19 protein-coding genes and 1 pseudogene are annotated in these 20,983 nt (G+C 36.5%); 13 read left to right on the forward strand and 7 right to left on the reverse strand.

The window, feature by feature from the left end; genetic code table 11:
* Positions 1–33: 33 nt before the first annotated feature.
* Both VIX88_RS12080 and VIX88_RS12085 read left to right on the forward strand, forming a co-directional pair.
* Positions 34–504, forward strand: coding sequence for a hypothetical protein (locus VIX88_RS12080; RefSeq protein WP_250206827.1), 471 nt, complete (start codon positions 34–36; stop codon positions 502–504).
* Positions 505–706: 202 nt separating this feature from the next.
* Positions 707–1,045 carry a cyclic-phosphate processing receiver domain-containing protein gene (locus VIX88_RS12085; protein WP_064969373.1) on the forward strand — a complete coding sequence of 113 codons (339 nt, stop codon included), beginning with the start codon at positions 707–709 and terminating at the stop codon, positions 1,043–1,045.
* Positions 1,046–1,128: 83 nt separating this feature from the next.
* Here the strand turns inward: VIX88_RS12085 and VIX88_RS12090 are convergent, their stop codons facing one another.
* The gene (locus VIX88_RS12090; RefSeq protein ID WP_064969388.1) at positions 1,129–2,337 is read right to left on the reverse strand and encodes an RsmB/NOP family class I SAM-dependent RNA methyltransferase; all 1,209 of its coding nucleotides are present in this window, start codon (positions 2,335–2,337) and stop codon (positions 1,129–1,131) included.
* 317 nt (positions 2,338–2,654) lie between these two features.
* Here VIX88_RS12090 and VIX88_RS12095 point away from each other — a divergent pair, with 317 nt between their 5' ends.
* Entirely contained in the window at positions 2,655–4,085 is a 1,431-nt protein-coding gene (locus VIX88_RS12095; RefSeq protein WP_109475585.1) for a CCA tRNA nucleotidyltransferase, read from the forward strand.
* Between the two features lie 59 nt (positions 4,086–4,144).
* Here the strand turns inward: VIX88_RS12095 and VIX88_RS12100 are convergent, their stop codons facing one another.
* From VIX88_RS12100 to VIX88_RS12110, 3 genes are all read right to left on the reverse strand, one after another.
* The gene (locus tag VIX88_RS12100; RefSeq protein WP_260648280.1) at positions 4,145–6,412 is read right to left on the reverse strand and encodes an aconitate hydratase; all 2,268 of its coding nucleotides are present in this window, start codon (positions 6,410–6,412) and stop codon (positions 4,145–4,147) included.
* A 120-nt stretch (positions 6,413–6,532) separates the two neighbouring features.
* Positions 6,533–7,393: a GLPGLI family protein gene (locus tag VIX88_RS12105; protein WP_013447203.1), complete on the reverse strand. Its 861-nt coding sequence runs from the start codon at positions 7,391–7,393 to the stop codon at positions 6,533–6,535.
* 82 nt (positions 7,394–7,475) lie between these two features.
* Entirely contained in the window at positions 7,476–8,948 is a 1,473-nt protein-coding gene (locus VIX88_RS12110; RefSeq protein ID WP_015345566.1) for a lipopolysaccharide biosynthesis protein, read from the reverse strand.
* A gap of 336 nt (positions 8,949–9,284) precedes the next feature.
* Here VIX88_RS12110 and VIX88_RS12115 point away from each other — a divergent pair, with 336 nt between their 5' ends.
* The 3 genes from VIX88_RS12115 (at position 9,285) to blaRASA (ending at position 10,972) form a co-directional block, all read left to right on the forward strand.
* Positions 9,285–9,734: a DUF6934 family protein gene (locus VIX88_RS12115; protein ID WP_041321170.1), complete on the forward strand. Its 450-nt coding sequence runs from the start codon at positions 9,285–9,287 to the stop codon at positions 9,732–9,734.
* Between the two features lie 30 nt (positions 9,735–9,764).
* Positions 9,765–9,926 carry a DUF4197 domain-containing protein gene (locus tag VIX88_RS12120; RefSeq protein ID WP_141113035.1) on the forward strand — a complete coding sequence of 54 codons (162 nt, stop codon included), beginning with the start codon at positions 9,765–9,767 and terminating at the stop codon, positions 9,924–9,926.
* Between the two features lie 164 nt (positions 9,927–10,090).
* The gene (gene blaRASA, locus VIX88_RS12125) at positions 10,091–10,972 is read left to right on the forward strand and encodes an RASA family extended-spectrum class A beta-lactamase (RefSeq protein ID WP_041320648.1); all 882 of its coding nucleotides are present in this window, start codon (positions 10,091–10,093) and stop codon (positions 10,970–10,972) included.
* 260 nt (positions 10,973–11,232) lie between these two features.
* Here the strand turns inward: blaRASA and erm(F) (VIX88_RS12130) are convergent, their stop codons facing one another.
* The gene (gene erm(F) / locus VIX88_RS12130) at positions 11,233–12,033 is read right to left on the reverse strand and encodes a 23S rRNA (adenine(2058)-N(6))-methyltransferase Erm(F) (RefSeq protein ID WP_010256780.1); all 801 of its coding nucleotides are present in this window, start codon (positions 12,031–12,033) and stop codon (positions 11,233–11,235) included.
* 1,049 nt (positions 12,034–13,082) lie between these two features.
* Between erm(F) (VIX88_RS12130) and VIX88_RS12135 the strand changes: the two genes are divergently transcribed.
* The 7 genes and pseudogenes from VIX88_RS12135 to VIX88_RS12165 form a co-directional block, all read left to right on the forward strand.
* Positions 13,083–13,877 (forward strand): cation transporter, encoded by a 795-nt coding sequence (locus VIX88_RS12135; RefSeq protein ID WP_014937120.1) that lies wholly within the window; start codon positions 13,083–13,085, stop codon positions 13,875–13,877.
* A 228-nt stretch (positions 13,878–14,105) separates the two neighbouring features.
* Complete coding sequence (locus VIX88_RS12140; protein WP_041321170.1) at positions 14,106–14,555, forward strand: DUF6934 family protein; 450 nt, start codon at positions 14,106–14,108, stop codon at positions 14,553–14,555.
* A gap of 30 nt (positions 14,556–14,585) precedes the next feature.
* Positions 14,586–14,747, forward strand: coding sequence for a DUF4197 domain-containing protein (locus tag VIX88_RS12145; protein ID WP_141113035.1), 162 nt, complete (start codon positions 14,586–14,588; stop codon positions 14,745–14,747).
* A gap of 183 nt (positions 14,748–14,930) precedes the next feature.
* Complete coding sequence (gene blaOXA, locus VIX88_RS12150) at positions 14,931–15,755, forward strand: class D beta-lactamase (protein ID WP_310503742.1); 825 nt, start codon at positions 14,931–14,933, stop codon at positions 15,753–15,755.
* Positions 15,756–15,939: 184 nt separating this feature from the next.
* Positions 15,940–16,860: a macrolide hydrolase EstT gene (gene estT / locus VIX88_RS12155; RefSeq protein WP_046701559.1), complete on the forward strand. Its 921-nt coding sequence runs from the start codon at positions 15,940–15,942 to the stop codon at positions 16,858–16,860.
* A complete protein-coding gene (gene floR / locus VIX88_RS12160; RefSeq protein WP_014053560.1) occupies positions 16,853–18,076 on the forward strand; it encodes a chloramphenicol/florfenicol efflux MFS transporter FloR in 1,224 nt (407 codons plus the stop codon). The genes estT and floR overlap by 8 nt, the downstream gene beginning before the upstream one ends.
* A 27-nt stretch (positions 18,077–18,103) precedes the next feature.
* Positions 18,104–18,202, forward strand: a pseudogene (locus tag VIX88_RS12165) (LysR family transcriptional regulator); the annotation flags it as partial.
* 234 nt (positions 18,203–18,436) lie between these two features.
* Here VIX88_RS12165 and erm(F) (VIX88_RS12170) read toward each other — a convergent pair.
* Both erm(F) (VIX88_RS12170) and ere(D) read right to left on the reverse strand, forming a co-directional pair.
* Positions 18,437–19,237: a 23S rRNA (adenine(2058)-N(6))-methyltransferase Erm(F) gene (gene erm(F), locus VIX88_RS12170; RefSeq protein ID WP_182650836.1), complete on the reverse strand. Its 801-nt coding sequence runs from the start codon at positions 19,235–19,237 to the stop codon at positions 18,437–18,439.
* A 259-nt stretch (positions 19,238–19,496) separates the two neighbouring features.
* On the reverse strand, positions 19,497–20,723 hold the full coding sequence (gene ere(D), locus VIX88_RS12175; protein ID WP_009040233.1) for an EreD family erythromycin esterase: 1,227 nt from the start codon (positions 20,721–20,723) through the stop codon (positions 19,497–19,499).
* Between the last annotated feature and the right edge of the window lie 260 nt (positions 20,724–20,983).

Below are 20,983 nucleotides of genomic sequence, written 5' to 3' on the forward strand. Positions count from 1 at the left end.
TATTAACTTTATCAATAAAAATAATTTAGAGATATGGTGTATCAGTATAAAAATATAGGTTATTCCTTTTTAATAATAATTACTTCGCTAGTGGCGTGTAAAGAGGGTAAATCTAACCCTAACCCTTTACCAAAAGAAGATGATAAATCGGTAGTAATTCAAAAAACAAAAGAGGTTAAAAGTCTTGCCAATTTGCTCATACACGAAGTAGTGAACAGACTACCTACATCTGATACCCTTTACATTGCAGTGGAAAAGCAGTATCCTATCTGTGGGAACGATGAGCGATTTAAAGGTGATGGAACAATGGCTTCTACTAGCGACACGAAAGAAATTAGTATAAATTCTACAGAGGCTTATGAATCACTTTATAAAGTTAAAAACACAACAGTAGTAACAGGAGGGCTTTTAGATGGGGATTATTTTAATGCTGATTCAACGGAATTTAGCTTTAATCTTTTAGAAGAAAAAACCAGTCTATTTATTGGATTTTGTTTCAATTAAAAACGATAAAGTAGAGGTGGCGATAAAACATAATGATAAAGAAAAAACTCATATCACTGTAGTTTTTAAAAATAATCAGTGGGTGGTTTTACACTAAAGCCTTTTGGTAATATTATTTTTTTGAAATTAAATAAGAATAATTAAAAAAAATTACTGCGACTTATCTTGTCTTTTATTATGGTTACCTTTATCCAAAAAAACAATGAAAAAACTATTTTTGGATGATGTTCGTACAGTATCAATGGTCTATCCTAATGCAAGTGATGGTGAGTTTGATGTAGTACGGTCTTATCAAGAGTTTGTAGAATATATAGTTAACAATGGATTGCCAGACTATATTAGTTTTGATAATGATTTGGGGCTTGATGATAATGGTAATATTGCCCCAGATGGTTTGGAAGCTGTAAAATGGCTGGTTTATGAATCGGGTTTAGATTTACGGAATCTAAAATATTTTGTCCACTCTGCAAATCCTGTGGCTTCAGAGCAGATTAAAGGACTTATGGAAAATTACATGAGGCATCTAAATTCAGAGTCATAAGATAAGTCTTATTTAAATATTAAGTAATATATTGAATATTGTTATACTTTTGTTTTGCAGTACTAAAACCAAAAGTATATTTTTTAATCTTTCAATCTTTCTATAAGAGCCATATAAAAGCCATCGTAGCCCTCGCTAGGGAGGAGGCTTTGGTCTTTGATAAGTCTAAAGTTAGGGTTTGTAGCCAAGAATGTGTTTACCTGATTTTGGTTTTCTGATGGTAGGATAGAGCAGGTAGCATATACCATCTTACCTCCTTTTTTTAGGATTTTAGAATAATCTTGGAGGATTTGCTGTTGCTCTTTCTTTATTCTTTCTATAAAATCGGTATCTATTTTCCATTTAGAATCGGGGTTTCTTTTTAGAACGCCCAATCCAGAACAAGGTACATCTAGTAGAAGGCGGTCGGCTTTATCGTGTAGCCTTTTAATGACTTTGTTGTCCTCTATAAATCTAGTTTCTATGTTGTGAGCTCCCGCTCTTTTAGCTCGGCGTTTTAGTTCGGCGAGTTTCCACTCAAAAATATCTAAAGCGATAATTTGCCCTTTGTTTTTCATCAAAGCAGCAATGTGAAGTGTCTTGCCACCAGCACCAGCACAAGCATCTACCACTCTCATACCTTCTTTAACCTCTAAGAAATGAGCAATTTTCTGAGACCCTGCATCTTGTACTTCAAACAATCCATCTTTGAAAGCAGAGGTTAAAAATACATTTTTCTTTTCCTTTAGCTCTATGGCTTCTGGGTAGTTTTTGAGGCTGTGGCATTCTACGCCCTCGTCGTTTAAGTCTGATACTAACTCCTTTTGTGTTGTCTTGAGTGTGTTGGCTCTTAGTACAGTAGCTGTTTGTTGGTTAAGGGCTATCATTTCTTTTTCCCATGCTTCGCCGAGTTCTTTTTCTAGTGTTTCCGCGAGCCATTCAGGAATAGAATGTTCTATGGCTTTGGTAGGGATGGTGTTTTTTTTCAGTTTGGTGATGATGTCGGCTATTTTAATTCCGTCAAATTCTTCAAACTTTTTATAATGCGTTTCGCTCCAAAGCAGATAAGCAAGGATAAGCCTATAGATATTGTTGGGCTTTACGCCTTCGCCCATATAGTATTCTAGGCGTTTTTTCCAACGGATAATATTATAAAATATCTCTGAAACTACCGCTCTATCTTGGCTTCCCCATTTTTTGTTGGCTTTTAGCAGTCGTTCTATGACTTTGTCTGCGTATTTGTTTTTCTCAAAAAAGGTTTCTCTAAGTGCGTCGTGTATGCCAATAAGTAGGTTGCGGTGTATGAGTTGCATAAGTGTTTTTATTGTTTTTAATTCTAAAATGAATGGAAGTAAGTCAATACTCATATAAATATTGACTTATCCTCTGCAAAAGTACTAAAATGAAACCATAACTCCATACAGAAACGGATATTAAAGCGTAAAGGATAGAGGCGGTATCCTTTTTTGAGGAGGAACGACGAGAAAAAGATAAAGCCAAAAGCCTGACCCGAGCGGTAGGGAATGCTTCGGAGAGGGGGACGCCCTAATTATTGGGAGCAAAAGGGTGAGGGTTTGTTTTCTCTTTTTTATCTTTGCAGGATTAAATAGCTAGTTGGTTCTTAGAATTCATGGAAAAATATATCAATCTTAATCAGAATAGAAATCTTAAACTGTTTAAAATTATCTCTAAAGTAGCGGAGGAAAGAGGGCAGACGGCGTACATTGTGGGAGGCTATGTGAGGGATTTGCTTATGAAACGACAAGTGCCTACGGATATAGATTTTGTAACGGAGCAAAGCGGGATAGAGTTAGCGCAAGCAGTGGCGAAGGAGCTGGATTCTAATCTAAAAGTATCGGTATTTAAGACCTATGGGACTGCTATGATAAAGTGGAAAGGACTAGAATTGGAGTTTGTAGGTGCAAGAAAGGAAAGCTATTCGGAAGATAGCCGAAAGCCTGCTGTAGAGAAAGGTAGCCTAGAAGATGACCAAAAACGCCGTGATTTTACCATCAATGCGATGGCAATCTCTCTAGGAAAAGAAGACTTTGGGCGTTTGATGGACCCTTTTAGTGGAGTACAGGATTTGGAGTCAAAAATTCTGAAAACTCCGCTAGAGCCTTTGCAAACTTATTCTGATGACCCTCTTAGAATGATGAGAGCGATTAGATTTGCTTCTACGCTTAATTTTAAGGTGGAACAGAATTCTCTAGATGCGATAAAACAGGAAGCGGACAGGATAAAAATCGTCTCAATGGAGCGTATTATGGTAGAGTTTAACAAAATAATGCTTTCCGAAAAACCATCTATAGGCTTGAAACTCTTGGACGATACGGGACTTTTGGAGAAGATTATCCCTGAACTTACCGCCCTTAAAGGTATAGAAGAAATAGAAGGACAAACGCATAAAGATAATTTTTACCATACACTAGAAGTAGTAGATAATATTTCTAAACATACGGATAAACTTTGGTTGCGATGGTCGGCACTGTTGCATGATATAGGGAAAGCACCTACCAAGAAATTTGTAGATGGCACTGGGTGGACTTTCCACGGACACGAGTTTTTAGGTTCTAAGATGGCTAAACCTCTTTTTCAGCGATTGAAGTTGCCTCTAGGGGCAGACCTAAAGTATGTGCAGAAAATGGTAAAGCTTTCATCTAGACCTATTGCTTTGGTAACAGATGATACTTCTGATGCTGCTCTTAGACGCTTATTGTTTGATGCAGGGGAAGATTTGGAAGACTTGTTCACGCTATGTAAGGCTGATATTACTACTAAAAATGCCAAAAAACAAGAACGCTTTAGAAAGAACTTTGAGTATGTAGCTCAAAAAATAAAAGAGGTGGAGGAGAAAGACCAAATAAGAAATTTCCAGCCGCCTATTTCTGGGGAAGAAATTATGGCTTTGTTTCAACTAAAACCAGGTAGAGAAATTGGGATTTTAAAGGAGAAAGTAAAAGAAGCAATTTTAGAAGGTGAAATTTCTAACACTCCCGAAGAAGCTAAAGATTTCGTAATAAAAGAAGCGGAAAAAATAGGATTGAAACTTAGTGTTTAAGATGATAATAAAAAAAAGCAGAGCCATTGGCTCTGCTTTTTTACTATACAGATTATAAATTATTTCTGTTGCTGTTGCTTAATCAAGTTCAATGCAGAACCAGCTCTAAACCAACCTATTTGTCCATCGTTGTAAGTGTGGTTAGCTAAGATAGTATCTTTAGAACCATCTGTGTGTACTAACTCAATAGTAACAGGCTTACCTGGAGCAAATTCAGCTAAATCTACAAAGTTGAAAGTATCTCCTTCTTTGATTTTATCATAATCAGCCTCGTTTGCAAAAGTAAGAGCTAACATACCTTGCTTTTTAAGGTTAGTTTCGTGAATACGAGCGAAAGATTTTACTAGAACCGCCATAGCTCCTAGATGTCTAGGCTGCATTGCAGCGTGCTCACGAGAAGAGCCTTCACCATAGTTATTATCCCCAACGATAACCGTTTTGATACCAGCCGCCTTGTAAGCTCTTGCTGATGCAGGAACTTCCATATACTCACCAGTAAGTTCATTTTTAACTTTGTTGGTTTCCATATTGAATGCGTTTACAGCACCAATAAGGGTATTGTTGGCGATATTATCTAGGTGTCCTCTGTATTTTAACCAAGGTCCAGCCATAGAAATGTGGTCGGTAGTACACTTACCAAAGGCTTTAATCAACAACTTAGCTCCCATTACATTTTCTCCATTCCAAGCAGGGAAAGCGTCTAGTAATTGTAGTCTGTCAGACTCTGGAGCTACTTTTACTTGAACTTGAGAACCGTCTTCAGCTGGAGCAATATAGCCTGCGTCTTCAACATCAAATCCTCTTGGAGGAAGTTCAAACCCTTGAGGTTCGTCTAATAAAACTTCTTCTCCATTTTGGTTAGTTAATTTATCTTTTCTAGGGTCAAAAGTTAAATCTCCCGCAATAGCTAACGCTGTTACTAATTCTGGAGAAGCTACGAAAGCATAAGTGTTAGGGTTACCATCTGCTCTCTTAGAGAAGTTTCTGTTGAACGAGTGTACAATTGTATTTTTTTCTTGTTTTTCAGCACCTTCTCTAGCCCATTGTCCAATACAAGGTCCACAAGCGTTAGCAAATACTTTACCTCCGATTTTATCAAAAGTATCTAAATAGCCATCTCTTTCTACAGTAAACCTTACTTGTTCAGAACCTGGTGTAATAGTGTATTCTGCAGCTACTTTTAAGTTTTTCTCTTGAGCTTGTTTCGCTACGGAAGCGGCACGAGAAATATCTTCGTAAGAAGAGTTGGTACAAGAACCAATTAATCCTACTTCAACTTTAGTAGGCCAACCGTTTTTCTCTGCTTCCTCTTTCATTTTTGAAATAGGTGTTGCAATATCTGGAGAGAAAGGACCGTTCAAGTGTGGTTCTAATTCAGAAAGGTTGATTTCAATAACTTGGTCGTAATATTTTTCAGGATTAGTGTAAACCTCTTCATCTGCACGAAGTACATTTTTGATAGCGTCGGCAGCTTCAGCTAAATCTGCTCTACCTGTAGAACGAAGATACTCGCCCATATTATTATCGTAAGCAAAAATAGAAGTGGTAGCACCTATCTCTGCACCCATATTACAGATAGTACCTTTACCTGTACAAGATAAAGCTTCTGCACCTTCGCCAAAGTATTCTACAATAGCACCAGTGCCTCCTTTTACAGTAAGGATACCTGCTACTTTTAGAATAACATCTTTAGCAGAAGTCCAACCGTTAAGTTTACCTGTAAGTTTGATACCAATCATTTTTGGGAATTTAAGTTCCCACGGCATTCCTGCCATTACATCTACAGCATCGGCACCACCTACACCTATGGCTACCATACCCAAACCACCAGCATTAGGCGTGTGAGAGTCGGTACCAATCATCATACCACCAGGGAATGCGTAATTTTCCAATACTACTTGATGGATAATCCCAGCTCCTGGTTTCCAGAATCCAATACCATATTTGTTAGATACCGATTGAAGGAATTGATAAACTTCGTTATTTTTATTTTCAGCTTCTTGTAAATCTTTATCTGCTCCTACACGAGCCTGTATAAGGTGGTCTGCGTGTACTGTAGAAGGTACAGCCACTTTAGCCTTACCTGCTTGCATAAACTGTAAAAGAGCCATCTGTGCCGTAGCATCTTGCATTGCTACTCTATCTGGAGCAAAGTCTACATAAGATTCTCCTCTCTTGAAAGCTTCTGGCTTCTGTTCAGAGAAAAGGTGAGCACAAAGGATTTTTTCAGAATAGGTAAGAGGTCTTCCCATAAACTCTCTCGCAGCGTTTACTCTGTTCTCAAAATCAGAGTAAACTTTCTTAATCATATCAAAGTCAAAAGTCATATTATTAAATGATTTATTTTTCGTATTCAAAATTTAGTATCCACAAAAATACGAATTTTACACGGAATAGCTGTTTTTAATGAGTTTAGATTGATTATAAATAAGGGAATGAAAGTAGGATTACTCTATCCAATCCTGCTCTATGAAACTATTTTCTCGTTTCATCTTTTCTTTAGCACTTTTTTCCATCTTTTTGATGAGTTCGCTTTGAGAAACCTCTTTTCCGTTGATAGAGGCTTTTAACACTACATTACTTCCCATCATTCTAAAAGATTTAGCAGGGTCTGAACGGTTTTCCTGAAATGCTTTCTTGAATTGTTTCCTGTCTATTTTAACTAAATTTATTAGTTTGTCGGTAAGGTTCACTTCTTGAGTATTGTTTATTTTTTGGCTACCAATGAGTTCAAATGAAAACATTTTTTGGTGGTCTTCCATTTTTACAATTAACCCTGGTAGACCGTGAAACTTGTATGGTCCGTCTGGAATAGGAATATCTGTAGTGAACCACGCTGTCCATTTTCTACCTGCAAATTCAGTGGTGGCTTTTTGAACTTTCCAATTTTTAAAGGTTTCATGTTCTGGAACGATTTTCCATTGCATTTTTCTTTCGTCGCGTACGGCATAATCATCAAAACCTATTTTGGTATAAAGTTCTACTTCATAATTAGGATAAGTTTTTAGTATCCAATCTTTAACCTTGGCTCTTTTCATATTTTTTAGATGACTAAGGTTAATGTTACCAGAAGAAATTTGACTTTGTTTTTTAATTTCTTGATTGATTATAGAATCGTTTTCTTGTTTTATTTTGCTGTAGAATACCGATTTTTCCTTATAAACATCTAAATTCATAATTTCTGAAATTAGAGAGTCTTTTTTAGTAGAATCTACAGCAAATTTGTACTCATAAGTGAATCTTTGGTTTTGACCTAAAACCCAATTCATCATAAACAAACAAATGGTTGATAGAATAAATTGTTTCATAATTAAATATTTTTTTGTTAAAAGTAGAAAAAAATACTTAACATCAAACATCAGGTTGGTGTTAAAAAAAGTTAAATAAAAATTACCGTTTCAATTTTTTTAATAGAGGGGCAATGAGTTGTTGAGTTGGGTAAATTTTGCATATATAATTGCCTAAGAGAATGATAGTAAGCGCAAGTGTAGGGCGATAAATAAAGTCTATTATTGCCCAAGGTAAAGCGGGTAGATAGTATATCAGTAGGATTGTTCCGCTACATAATAAAGACATATACAACATCTTTAAAGAAAGCGGAAATACCCCAAAATATATTCGGTTGAATATAATTTTAATAATGTTAAAAGTGGTGAGAGAAATAGCGGTTGCCAAGGCTATTCCCATAATTCCTAAATCGGTATAGCGTAGAAATACGAGATTAAGCCCCACTGTAGCAAATGCTAAAAATAGCATGACTACTATGTTGAATTTGAAGTATTTGGACATGGAAATAATATGCCCATTGAAACCTGTGGCTAAATCAAAAAGAATAGCAGGACCTAGTATCCATAGTAGGTATTGGTGGTCTAATAGTTCGTTTCCGTTTTTAATCATCTGTCCTAAAAATGGAAATCCAGCTAAAAGACAGGTATAGAGGATAATCCCAATACAGAAAAGATTAAGAGAAGTTTTTTGATGAGAGGCTTGGAGTTTAGCCATATCGTTTTCTTCAAAACATTGGTTTATCAGTGGAGCATAGATGGTGTAAAGCCCCATAGCAGGCACGGCAATGAGTTGCAAAATAGAGTAGATGTTAGAGTAAACGCCATTGAGTTTGAAATTAAGAAACTCGCTTATCATTACATTATCTATTTTGATAGCGATATAGTTGCCTATGTTTCCTAAAAAACCATAAAAACTGTACTCTAAAAATTTTTTCCAAGTGTTATTAGTCCTAAAAAATTGTGTGGAAAAATCCCATTTAAACCCAGTTAGTTTTTTATTATACCAAAAATACCCTGCCAGAGACAATACAAATACTCCTAGAAAAAAAGCCAAAGCACCGTATTCTGGAACTCCTAGAAAGAAAAATAAAGAAAAAGCTCCCATATTAGCGATTTTAGGAAATAAATTTTCAAAAATATTAGGAATGGCTATTCTTTTATAGTTAGAAATATATTTGTTGAGTACTGAGGAAATGGAGAGTAGAAAAAGTAATGGTAATATGAGGTATTTCATATTCCAAAACTGAGTTGCTTTAAGGCTGGGAAATAGGAGACAAGCAAGAAAGAACGCTCCAGAAAATACTATGAAATTAAAAACTACAGCTAGTAGAGAGAGAGAGAGCATACTTTGGTTGAGTCCTTGTTTTTCCGCAGAGAAAAAGAATTTAACATTAGAAAAAGAAATACCAAAGACTACGATTGGTAGAAAAGTTTCCGCCATAGGTAGAATGTATCTCAGTTTTCCATAGAACTCATAATCGTGAGGGAATAGGAATACAGAAGATAGAGTGCCTATTAAAAAACCTAAGTAGCCTATTATGGAATACTTTATACCTTGTCTTGCAATAACATTCATTAATAAAACAATGAACCGCAAAATTAGCAAAATAATTAACACTTGTTTTAAAATTCTCAATCTAATGTCTATTGAGCAGTTAGAATAATATTATGCGTATTATATATTTGTTTTCGTTCTGTAGAAAGGAATATTTTTTATAAAAAAATATAAAATACGCAATAAATAAGTTTATTTATATTTTTGATTTTCAGTATTTTGATTATTTCTTTTTAAGAAATTAATAAAATATTTTTCTGATTGGAAATATTTCGTATATTTGTGTGTTAGCAGTAATGCGTGACGAAAAAAATCGTATCTTTGACAAAAATTTGAACTGAAAGAAAGAAGTAGGAAATGAAATTACCAAAGTATCCGTTGGCATCGAGCGACAAGTTAATGACCTTTGAATTTACAAGCGAAGGACAGAAAGGCTTAATTGAAAAACTTGTGCGTTTCCAAGAAACCAACGTGAAAAACGTTTACAACCTTGCGTTTGGCGACAAAGACCTAACAACAGGCGACATAGACGATAAAGTAATTTCAAACAATGGGGATAGCGAAAAAGTTTTGGCGACAGTTGCCGCAACGCTTTACGCTTTTACCGACAAATATCCGAACGCTTGGATTTATGCGACAGGTAGCACAAAATCCCGAACAAGACTTTACCGAATGGGAATAACAAAATTTCTTTCGGAAGTAACAGAAGACTTTGAAGTTTTGGGCGAGAAAGATGAGGATTGGTTTCCGTTCAAAAAAAATGTTGAATATGACGGATTTTTAGTGCGTAGGAAAACAAAAAAATAATTAACTTTGTAAAATCAAAATTCAATTGATATGAAAGTAACAACTGAAATAAAGAAACGTAAAATTCCGATTGTTCGGGTGGACAAAGCGTTAAACAAGTTTGACGACAAAATCCTATTCCCAGACAAATTGGAAAAAGCAAATGAAATGCTTAAAAAAGTTGGACTACCTAAACAGTGGACAACTGCATAAGCACTACTGCTAACATCGGTTTTGCGTCAGGCGGGCTGACGTATAAACTTGAAGCCTTGTGCTTCGATTAAACATTAGAAATAAATTTAGGCTTTTGTGCTCCGAAACCCGCCCGAACGCAAAGCCGAACAACGTTAGCTGGCATTTTAAACAAACTCATGAAAATGAATACATTAAAACTGATAATAATTTCATTTACGTTTCTAATAATCAATTCATGTGCTACGGTACATGATAATAACCTAAAGTATCAAATAGAAAAAATCATCTCATCCAAAAAAGGTGATTTTGGCATCTCAATTATTGACGAAAATAACAACATCATCGAAATTAATGGAAATAAATCTTACCCTTTACTGAGCACTTTTAAATTTCCAATTGCTTTGACAATACTACACAAAGTTGAAAATGGTGAACTATTAATGCAACAACAAATCTTCATAAAAAAAGAAGAATTGCTGGAAAATACTTGGAGTCCATTTAAAGAAAAATACCCAAACGGAAACATTTCAATTTCATTAGAAGAAGCACTTCATTGGATGATTGTTTACAGCGACAACAATATGACTGATATTCTACTCCGTTTAATAGGTGGAACTAACGCCGTAGAAAAATTTATTGATGATGAAAACTTTGTCATTAAGAACAATGAAGATGAAATGCACAAAGACTGGAATTCTCAATTTATTAACAAATCAACACCAAATTCATTCACGAAACTTTTAAAGAACTTTTCCGAAGGAAAAATGTTAAACTCTGAAAATACGAAATGGCTATATGAATCTATGGTTAATAGCAAAACAGGTGTGAAACGATTAAAAGGCAAACTACCTAATGTTAAAATTGCACAGAGAGCTGGCACTTCTTTCACAAATGATGATGGAATCACAGGCGCAATAAACAATGTAGGCATAATGCAACTTCCTAATAATCAAAAAATTTATATAACTGTATTCATACACAATACTTCGGAAGAATTCAACAAGGGTGAGGAAATAATTGCTGATATTGCTAAAACGACTTATGAATTTTATACAAAAGAATAAAAACGTCAGCTAACATAGTATTTGCAAAAGGCGGGGTTAATGTGTTGAATTAAAAAGCAGGAATATTTAGCCGCATATGCTTTTCAATTCAACTATTTTGAGTAATTTAGTTTCATTGAAAAAGCATCTGCTACGGTTGGTCGAAATTGAACTATTGGTTCAATTTAGCCCACCCTTCGCAAATACTTTTTCCGTTATGCGGCAGCTTAAAAGACGACACCAAACCAAAAAAATCATCTTGACAACCACCCGACTTTGAACTACGAAGGATGAAATTTTTCAGGGACAACTTCCAGCATTTCCAAAAAACAGTTTACCCATTGACTTGGAGACAAACAGACAATTTGAGCATTAAGGTTTAAACCGAATTTTTCCGAAATTGACCTGACCTGACTTTTCCTGAAAATCGACTTTAAAGCTGTTTTTACAGATAAATCAGGTTTCTCTAACAGACAGGAAATAAATGCTAAGTATTTGGCTTTAAACTTAAAATCAAAAAATAAGTGTTTTCTTTTAATGTTTAACAGGGCTGATTTGACAGTTGGCGGTGGCAAGAAACTTTCAGGACCTACCTCATAGACAAGTTTCAAATCAAAAAAAGTATGATAGAAAACGGTATATGGATTGTAAAGCTTCCTCGAAAATAACTTTTGTGTAGGTTCTAACTGAAGGACAATTGAACCTCCCAGAAAATTTTCAAGACTCTCAAACATCAGGATTTTGAAAATATCGGAAGTAATGCCATAAGGAATATTTGACACCACTTTGAAAGGAAATTTCGGAACTGCAAAATTCCTAAAATCACAACCGACAACTTGAACATTTCGGGCATCAGAAAATAATTTTCGTAAATGTTCAACCAAAGCTGTGTCGTTTTCAATAGCAACAACATTGTTGGCGATTTTTAATAAATGAACAGTAAGGAACCCCTTGCCTGCCCCAATATCTAAAACCGTATCCTGATTACTTATATTTGCTTGTCTTATTGCATCTTTTATTAGCACTTTATCAATAGTAAAGTGCTGACCCGTAAAACGAACGGGCAATTTCTTTTTTGTCATTAGTAACTTCTTACAGGTGAATACTTGAATTCAAATCACAATTCAAAAATTGAAATTGCTTGACTGCAAATTTAGTAACTTTGCTTGACAAATTAACGAGAAAGAAGAGAAAATGAAAGCCGACCGCATAACATCACCTATACGCAAGCAGGGGGTTCGTGCTTCGTAAGACTGGAAAGTGGTAAATTTAAAGTTCAGTTCATCGTAGGTAGCTTAGTGGTAAAAATCCCTGCCTGCGTGTAGCTGAAAAACGTTACCAGCTATACACTCCAAACATTTCGCTAAGGAACTGAAACGATTTAAAGTGCTCTAAATTGTGAATAATAAGAAACTGAATTCAGACCCAGCCGAGCAGAACGTGTTAGAGGTCTAAATTCATTTTCTACAACGGACGACTTGAAAGCATATTTGAATGAGTCGACTCTTAAAAAATGTTGGGGAGTACAGCTGATAACTTTTAACGCTCGACTGAATGTTGGACTTTTAAAACCTAAAAAAAGAGGAAAAATCCAAAAGGGAAGAACCTCAAACTGACGAAAAGCGGAAAAACGAATGGATTTTGGAACTGAAAACTGAAAAAGAATAACTAAAAAACTGCGGAACTGACTTAAAGGCTGAAAAACTAAACGGTCAAATTGTGGACTTGAACGCTGAAAATGTGAAAAATGTGCGGACTGAAAACTATGCGGAAAAGACACTACGCAGAAAAAAATAGTACAGCTGGTAACAAGGTATTGCCGCAAGCGGGGTTAATTGCTTTTTTAGAAAATTTTGTTTATCTTTGGAGTATGGTATTTTAGTTGAAGTTAGGTGCTAAGAAGCCCCGCCTTCGGCAATACCCGGACCGATGTAGCGAAATCCGCTTCGCTCCTTTCGCTACATCGGCTCGGCGGCTTACACCGCCTGATGAGCTCGTCGCTTCGCGAACTTCGCACATCAAGCGGTTTTGCAAAATTCCCTCACGGAAGCAGAGCTTCCAGAGGAAACTTCGCAAAGCCGCCGAGCCGTTAGCAGTAATGGTAGGACGACCCAACAGACAATGAAGTGATATGCAAAAAACGACATTTAAGATAGCAAAAATGGACTGTCCATCAGAAGAACAAATGATTCGGATGAAACTTGACGATTTGACAAATATTCAATCGTTAGAATTTGACATACCCAACCGACTTTTACACGTTTTTCATATAGACAATAATGAACAAATTTTTCAGCGACTTGACACATTAAAATTTGACACTTCAATTCTCTCGACTGTTTCGGTTGACAATTTTACAGCAACTGACAATCAAAATGACGAAAGAAAAACCTTATGGACTGTTTTAATAATAAATTTTTTGTTTTTCGCCATTGAAATTGTAACAGGACTTATATCAAACTCAATGGGCTTGGTTGCCGACAGTTTAGATATGCTGGCTGACAGTATTGTTTATGGACTTGCATTAATTGCTGTTGGCGGAACAGTAGTCAGAAAAAAGAATATCGCAAAATTTGCAGGATACTTTCAAATTCTTCTTGCTGTAATTGGTTTTATAGAGGTAGTCAGACGATTTATTGGAGTCGAGAAAATGCCTGACTTTCAAACAATGATTTTCGTTTCGATTGTAGCGTTAATAGCTAATGTTATTTGTCTGTATTTATTGCAAAAGAGAAAAAGCAAAGAAGCTCATATGCAAGCAAGTATGATTTTTACTTCAAATGACATAATCATAAATTCGGGAGTAATTACAGCAGGACTTTTGGTTAATTGGCTCAATTCAGGTTATCCCGACTTAATTATTGGAGCAATTGTATTTGTCATTGTAGCGAGAGGAGCTTACAGAATTTTACAGCTATCAAAATGACGACTGACAAGACAACGGAAGAAACCACTACTGCTAACAGCGGTTTTGCGTCAGGCGGGGTGACGTGCTTCGTATGAGCATTTGTGCTAAATTTGAGCTTTCGGCTTCGTATCAAGGTTAATGCTAAAAATCCCGCCCGAACGCAAAGCCGCAAAACGTTAGCAGTAATGCGTGACGAAAAAAATCGTATCTTTGACAAAAATTTGAACTGAAAGAAAGAAGTAGGAAATGAAATTACCAAAGTATCCGTTGGCATCGAGCGACAAGTTAATGACCTTTGAATTTACAAGCGAAGGACAGAAAGGCTTAATTGAAAAACTTGTGCGTTTCCAAGAAACCAACGTGAAAAACGTTTACAACCTTGCGTTTGGCGACAAAGACCTAACAACAGGCGACATAGACGATAAAGTAATTTCAAACAATGGGGATAGCGAAAAAGTTTTGGCGACAGTTGCCGCAACGCTTTACGCTTTTACCGACAAATATCCGAACGCTTGGATTTATGCGACAGGTAGCACAAAATCCCGAACAAGACTTTACCGAATGGGAATAACAAAATTTCTTTCGGAAGTAACAGAAGACTTTGAAGTTTTGGGCGAGAAAGATGAGGATTGGTTTCCGTTCAAAAAAAATGTTGAATATGACGGATTTTTAGTGCGTAGGAAAACAAAAAAATAATTAACTTTGTAAAATCAAAATTCAATTGATATGAAAGTAACAACTGAAATAAAGAAACGTAAAATTCCGATTGTTCGGGTGGACAAAGCGTTAAACAAGTTTGACGACAAAATCCTATTCCCAGACAAATTGGAAAAAGCAAATGAAATGCTTAAAAAAGTTGGACTACCTAAACAGTGGACAACTGCATAAGCACTACTGCTAACATCGGTTTTGCGTCAGGCGGGCTGACGTATAAACTTGAAGCCTTGTGCTTCGATTAAACATTAGAAATAAATTTAGGCTTTTGTGCTCCGAAACCCGCCCGAACGCAAAGCCGAACAACGTTGTGCGTCATCTTGAAGCGACATAAACCTTAATGAAACAAAAATTAAAATGAGAAAAATAATAATACTTTTAAATATAATTATATTAGTAAACTTTACCGCAAATTGCCAAACTAAAAAACTAAATACAAAAGAAGTTGTAAAAACAGAATTTGGAAATATTTTGGATAGTTTAGAAGTAAACGGATCAATTTTAATTTATGACGTAAAAAACAAAATATATTATTCTAACGATTTTTCTTGGGCAAAAACTGGAGTAATTCCAGCATCAACTTTCAAAATTCCGAACTCAATAATTGCTTTAGAAACTGGAATAATTAAAAATGATTCTGCAATTTTCAAATGGAATGGTGAAAAACGGAGATTTAAAATATGGGAAGAAGATTTGACTTTTAAAAAAGCGTTTCAAGTTTCTTGTGTTCCTTGTTATCAAGAAATTGCTAGAAAAGTTGGTGTAAAAAGAATGAAAAAATATTTGAGAAAATTAGATTACAAAGGAATGGTTTTCGACAGTTTAACGATTGACAATTTTTGGCTTGAAGGAAATTCAAAAATATCTCAAAAACAACAAATCGACTTTTTAAGGAAATTCTATTTTTCAAAATTTCCAATTTCTGATAGGACAATAAAGATTGTCAAAAATATTATGGAAATTGAGCGAACTGAAAATTACATTTTAAGCGGTAAGACTGGATTAAGTTCGATAGAAGAAAAATATAATGGTTGGTTTGTTGGTTATGTTGAAACAAAATCTAATGTTTATTTTTTTGCAACAAATGTAATTCCGACAGACGGATTGAATGTTGATGATTTTATTTCATCGAGAATTAATGTAACAAAAAATGCGTTAAAGCAAATGAATATAATGAAATGATAAATGCCACTAACATATGGTAGCCGATAATTGCCGGCTTTCGTGCCAACTTGATACTTTGGTGCTTTTAACGAACCGAAGTGCTAAATTGATACGAAAGTGCTGTAAATCCGGCAACTACGGCTACCATTTTTCGTTAGCGGGCATTGTGAAAGATACCAGCATAACAGTTAAACATTGATAAATGAAAAAAAAACTACTTTGGATATTAATTTTAGGACTGATAATAATCAGTTGCAAACAAAGGAAAACAGAAATGAAAGAGAAAATAATTAAAACAAACGGCATTGAACTCTGTACGGAAAGTTTTGGAAATAAGAAAAATCCAGCAATCCTTTTGGTAGCAGGTGCAACCGTATCAATGCTGTATTGGGACACTGAATTTTGCCAACAATTATCTGAAAAAGGATTTTTTGTTATTCGTTACGACAACAGAGATGTAGGAAAATCCACTAATTATGAACCAGGTTCTACTCCATACGATATTGTTGACTTAACTAATGACGCTATTTCAATATTGGATGGCTACAAGATTGACAAAGCACATTTTGTGGGGATTTCTTTGGGCGGACTAATTTCTCAAATAGCATCAATAAAGTTTGCCGACAGAGTTAACTCCTTAACTCTTATGTCATCAGGCCCTTGGGGAGACTCAGACCCAACTATACCTGAAATGGACACGAGTATTTTAGATTTCCATAGTAAAGCAGGTACAGTCAATTGGACAAATGAAGACAGTGTGGTAAACTATTTAATTCAGGGTGCAGAATTAATGAGTGGCAAGAAACAATTTGACAAACAAAGAAGTGAAAAACTGATAAGAGCTGAGTTCAATAGAGCCAACAATTATATAAGTATGTTCAATCACGCTGCATCGCAAGGTGGTGGTGGTGAAGAATATTGGAACAGATTAAACGAAATCAAACAACCCACCTTAATTATCCACGGAACAGACGACAAAATTTGGCATTATAAGAATGCAGGTTTTTTACTAGAAAAAATAAAAGGTTCAAATCTAATCACCCTTGAAGGTACAGGACACGAATTACACGTTGATGATTGGAAATCAATTATTGATGGAATAGAAAAACACATAAATGACTGATAAACAAAAACAACGCCCCGCGTGGGCCTATACGCTGCCGGCAGCACTGCTGCTGATGGCTCCTTTCGACATCCTCGCTTCACTGGCGATGGATATTTATCTCCCTGTCGTTCCAGCGATGCCCGGCATCCTGAACACGACGCCCGCTATGATCCAACTCACGTTGAGCCTCTATATGGTGATGCTCGGCGTGGGCCAGGTGATTTTTGGTCCGCTCTCAGACAGAATCGGGCGACGGCCAATTCTACTTGCGGGCGCAACGGCTTTCGTCATTGCGTCTCTGGGAGCAGCTTGGTCTTCAACTGCACCGGCCTTTGTCGCTTTCCGTCTACTTCAAGCAGTGGGCGCGTCGGCCATGCTGGTGGCGACGTTCGCGACGGTTCGCGACGTTTATGCCAACCGTCCTGAGGGTGTCGTCATCTACGGCCTTTTCAGTTCGATGCTGGCGTTCGTGCCTGCGCTCGGCCCTATCGCCGGAGTATTGATCGGCGAGTTCTTGGGATGGCAGGCGATATTCATTACTTTGGCTATACTGGCGATGCTCGCACTCCTAAATGCGGGTTTCAGGTGGCACGAAACCCGCCCTCTGGATCAAGTCAAGACGCGCCGATCTGTCTTGCCGATCTTCGCGAGTCCGGCTTTTTGGGTTTACACTGTCGGCTTTAGCGCCGGTATGGGCACCTACTTCGTCTTCTTCTCGACGGCTCCCCGTGTGCTCATAGGCCAAGCGGAATATTCCGAGATCGGATTCAGCTTTGCCTTCGCCACTGTCGCGCTTGTAATGATCGTGACAACCCGTTTCGCGAAGTCCTTTGTCGCCAGATGGGGCATCGCAGGATGCGTGGCGCGTGGGATGGCGTTGCTTGTTTGCGGAGCGGTCCTGTTGGGGATCGGCGAACTTTACGGCTCGCCGTCATTCCTCACCTTCATCCTACCGATGTGGGTTGTCGCGGTCGGTATTGTCTTCACGGTGTCCGTTACCGCGAACGGCGCTTTGGCAGAGTTCGACGACATCGCGGGATCAGCGGTCGCGTTCTACTTCTGCGTTCAAAGCCTGATAGTCAGCATTGTCGGGACATTGGCGGTGGCACTTTTAAACGGTGACACAGCGTGGCCCGTGATCTGTTACGCCACGGCGATGGCGGTACTGGTTTCGTTGGGGCTGGTGCTCCTTCGGCTCCGTGGGGCTGCCACCGAGAAGTCGCCAGTCGTCTAACCGACGACTGGTAGCAGGCCCGCTCCGATGCGGCGCACTAACCATCGAAACCTCGTGAATGTCGGTATCCTGTCTGGCAGGATACCGCTCATTTCCCTTGTTCAGTTCAACATCGCATTGGCAAAATGGCGGGTTAAGTTCAAAATTCAACTTTTGTGCTTTTTATTCCGCCGAATGTGTCCCACATTCAGCTTTTTTTTAATAATTTAGCTTCTGTGGAAACACATCGGCTACGTCACTGCTAAATTGAACTTTCGGTTCAATTTATCCGCCACTTCGCCAATGCGTTTCCCGTTATGCGGCAGCTTAAAAGACGACACCAAACCAAAAAAATCATCTTGACAACCACCCGACTTTGAACTACGAAGGATGAAATTTTTCAGGGACAACTTCCAGCATTTCCAAAAAACAGTTTACCCATTGACTTGGAGACAAACAAACAATTTGAGCATTAAGGTTTAAACCGAATTTTTCCGAAATTGACCTGACCTGACTTTTCCTGAAAATCGACTTTAAAGCTGTTTTTACAGATAAATCAGGTTTCTCTAACAGACAGGAAATAAATGCTAAGTATTTGGCTTTAAACTTAAAATCAAAAAATAAGTGTTTTCTTTTAATGTTTAACAGGGCTGATTTGACAGTTGGCGGTGGCAAGAAACTTTCAGGACCTACCTCATAGACAAGTTTCAAATCAAAAAAAGTATGATAGAAAACGGTATATGGATTGTAAAGCTTCCTCGAAAATAACTTTTGTGTAGGTTCTAACTGAAGGATAATGGAACCTCCCAGAAAATTTCCAAGACTCTCAAACATCAGGATTTTGAAAATATCGGAAGTAATGCCATAAGGAATATTTGACACCACTTTGAAAGGAAATTTCGGAACTGCAAAATTCCTAAAATCACAACCGACAACTTGAACATTTCGGGCATCAGAAAATAATTTTCGTAAATGTTCAACCAAAGCTGTGTCGTTTTCAATAGCAACAACATTGTTGGCGATTTTTAATAAATGAACAGTAAAAAACCCCTTGCCTGCCCCAATATCTAAAACCGTATCCTGATTACTTATATTTGCTTGTCTTATTGCATCTTTTATTAGCACTTTATCAATAGTAAAGTGCTGACCCGTAAAACGAACGGGCAATTTCTTTTTTGTCATTACTGCAAATTTAGTAACTTTGCTTGACAAATTAACGAGAAAGAAGAGAAAATGAAAGCCGACCGCATAACATCACCTATACGCAAGCAGGGGGTTCGTGCTTCGTAAGACAGGAAAGTGGTAAATTTGAAGTTCAGTTCTTCGTAGGAAGTTCAGTGGTTAAAATCCCTGCCTGCGTATAGCTGAGAACCGTTATGTGAAAGAATAAAACGGCACCTCCAAAAAGAAAGTGCCGTTTCGAAATTAAATTTATAAATTCTCAATCCACTACTTCTGAAACAGTTGATTTTTCTATTAGAAAAATTCCGTCAAAAGCTTCTTCTATTTCAGTTTTTAGGCACATCGAATCAAATCGAATCTTATTACAATTTTTTAATTCCGTACTTCTGTTCATTAGTAAACAGCATTCTTTTCCTCCAAATTCTTGCATAATAAATTCAACAGAATCCGACTCTGGAAAATCAAGTGGAAATTTATCAACCCTAAAGCCAAATTGATAATCATTATCAGGATACAATGCCGCAGTTTCTCCACGTAGATTAGTTATTGCAAATGCTTTATATTTTTCTCCAAAAGTCATCGAAAGTCTTTGCCCCATTGGATAACAACTAATAAATCCATCAAAATCTACCGGAGTTTTTTGAATGTGAGCATTGTGGGCAACCAAAATAATCTTTTTACCAAGTGAATTTTTCAAAAACCAATCAATGCTTTCTGCCATATACTGGTCTTTTGCTCCCATATCTCCTTCAATTCCCCTTTCAGTAATGAAACTTTCCATAGCATCAGCATTATAATTCATATAAATCAAGCCTTTAACTTGATGAACTATCGATTGAAATTCTAAACTTTCTAATTTTGGTTGAAGAGTAATCAAACGAATGTAAACTTTTAATAGCAATGCTTTTAATTCATTATGTTCAGCTTCATCAAAAAGCGATAAATTTAACGCAAGCTGAGAAGTCGAATAGAAATCAAATTTCTCAGCAAGATTTAAAATCTTCTGTAAGACATCAGAAGAAACGATTGAAAGTCTTTGCAAATAATCAGATACAATACGAAAGTTTGGAAAATAAGAACCTCCATTTTTAGGAATATCCACACCTAAAAAGGTAATTTGATTATTATTGTCTTGATTATACCGACGAAGCCATAGCAAAGTATCTTTAAACTCATTTGGATAATAAAAGTGTGACAGTAACTTATCCAAATCGTCGAATGGAATTTGTGATTTTATCCACTTATCAACTTCTAATCCTTCAGAAAAACCAAACTCAAATGCCAAGGTGTCAAAATCACATTCAGTTACTAAAAACTCAATAACTTGATGCCTGAATGTAAAAAACTCTTTTATGAAATGTGCGTTTTCGCCTAAACCAACAATTGTAGAAGAATCAAAATATTCTCGAAATCGAAAAAGACTTTGTTTTATGGATGTATTATTTTCCGAATTAAACGGAAAAGTTAAGGGTTTTATATTTTTCATTATTACCTTATTTTAAATTAAAAATTAACGTACCAAATAGCAACCGTCTCAAAAAGACGATTTAATAATTTACTTTAATTTTTAATTACCAAGGCTTGCTGAAATACATAAAATGTGAATTATTTGAATACAAAGATACTAAAAATTCCTTCACATAACATCGCATTGGCAAAATGGCAGGTTAAGTGCTAAATTGAAAGTTTCTGCATTTTATTCCGCCGAATGTGTTCCACATTCGCTTTTTATTTGTAAGTTAGCTC

The sequence above is a fragment of the Riemerella anatipestifer genome (assembly GCF_035666175.1).
Classification (GTDB): domain Bacteria; phylum Bacteroidota; class Bacteroidia; order Flavobacteriales; family Weeksellaceae; genus Riemerella; species Riemerella anatipestifer_D.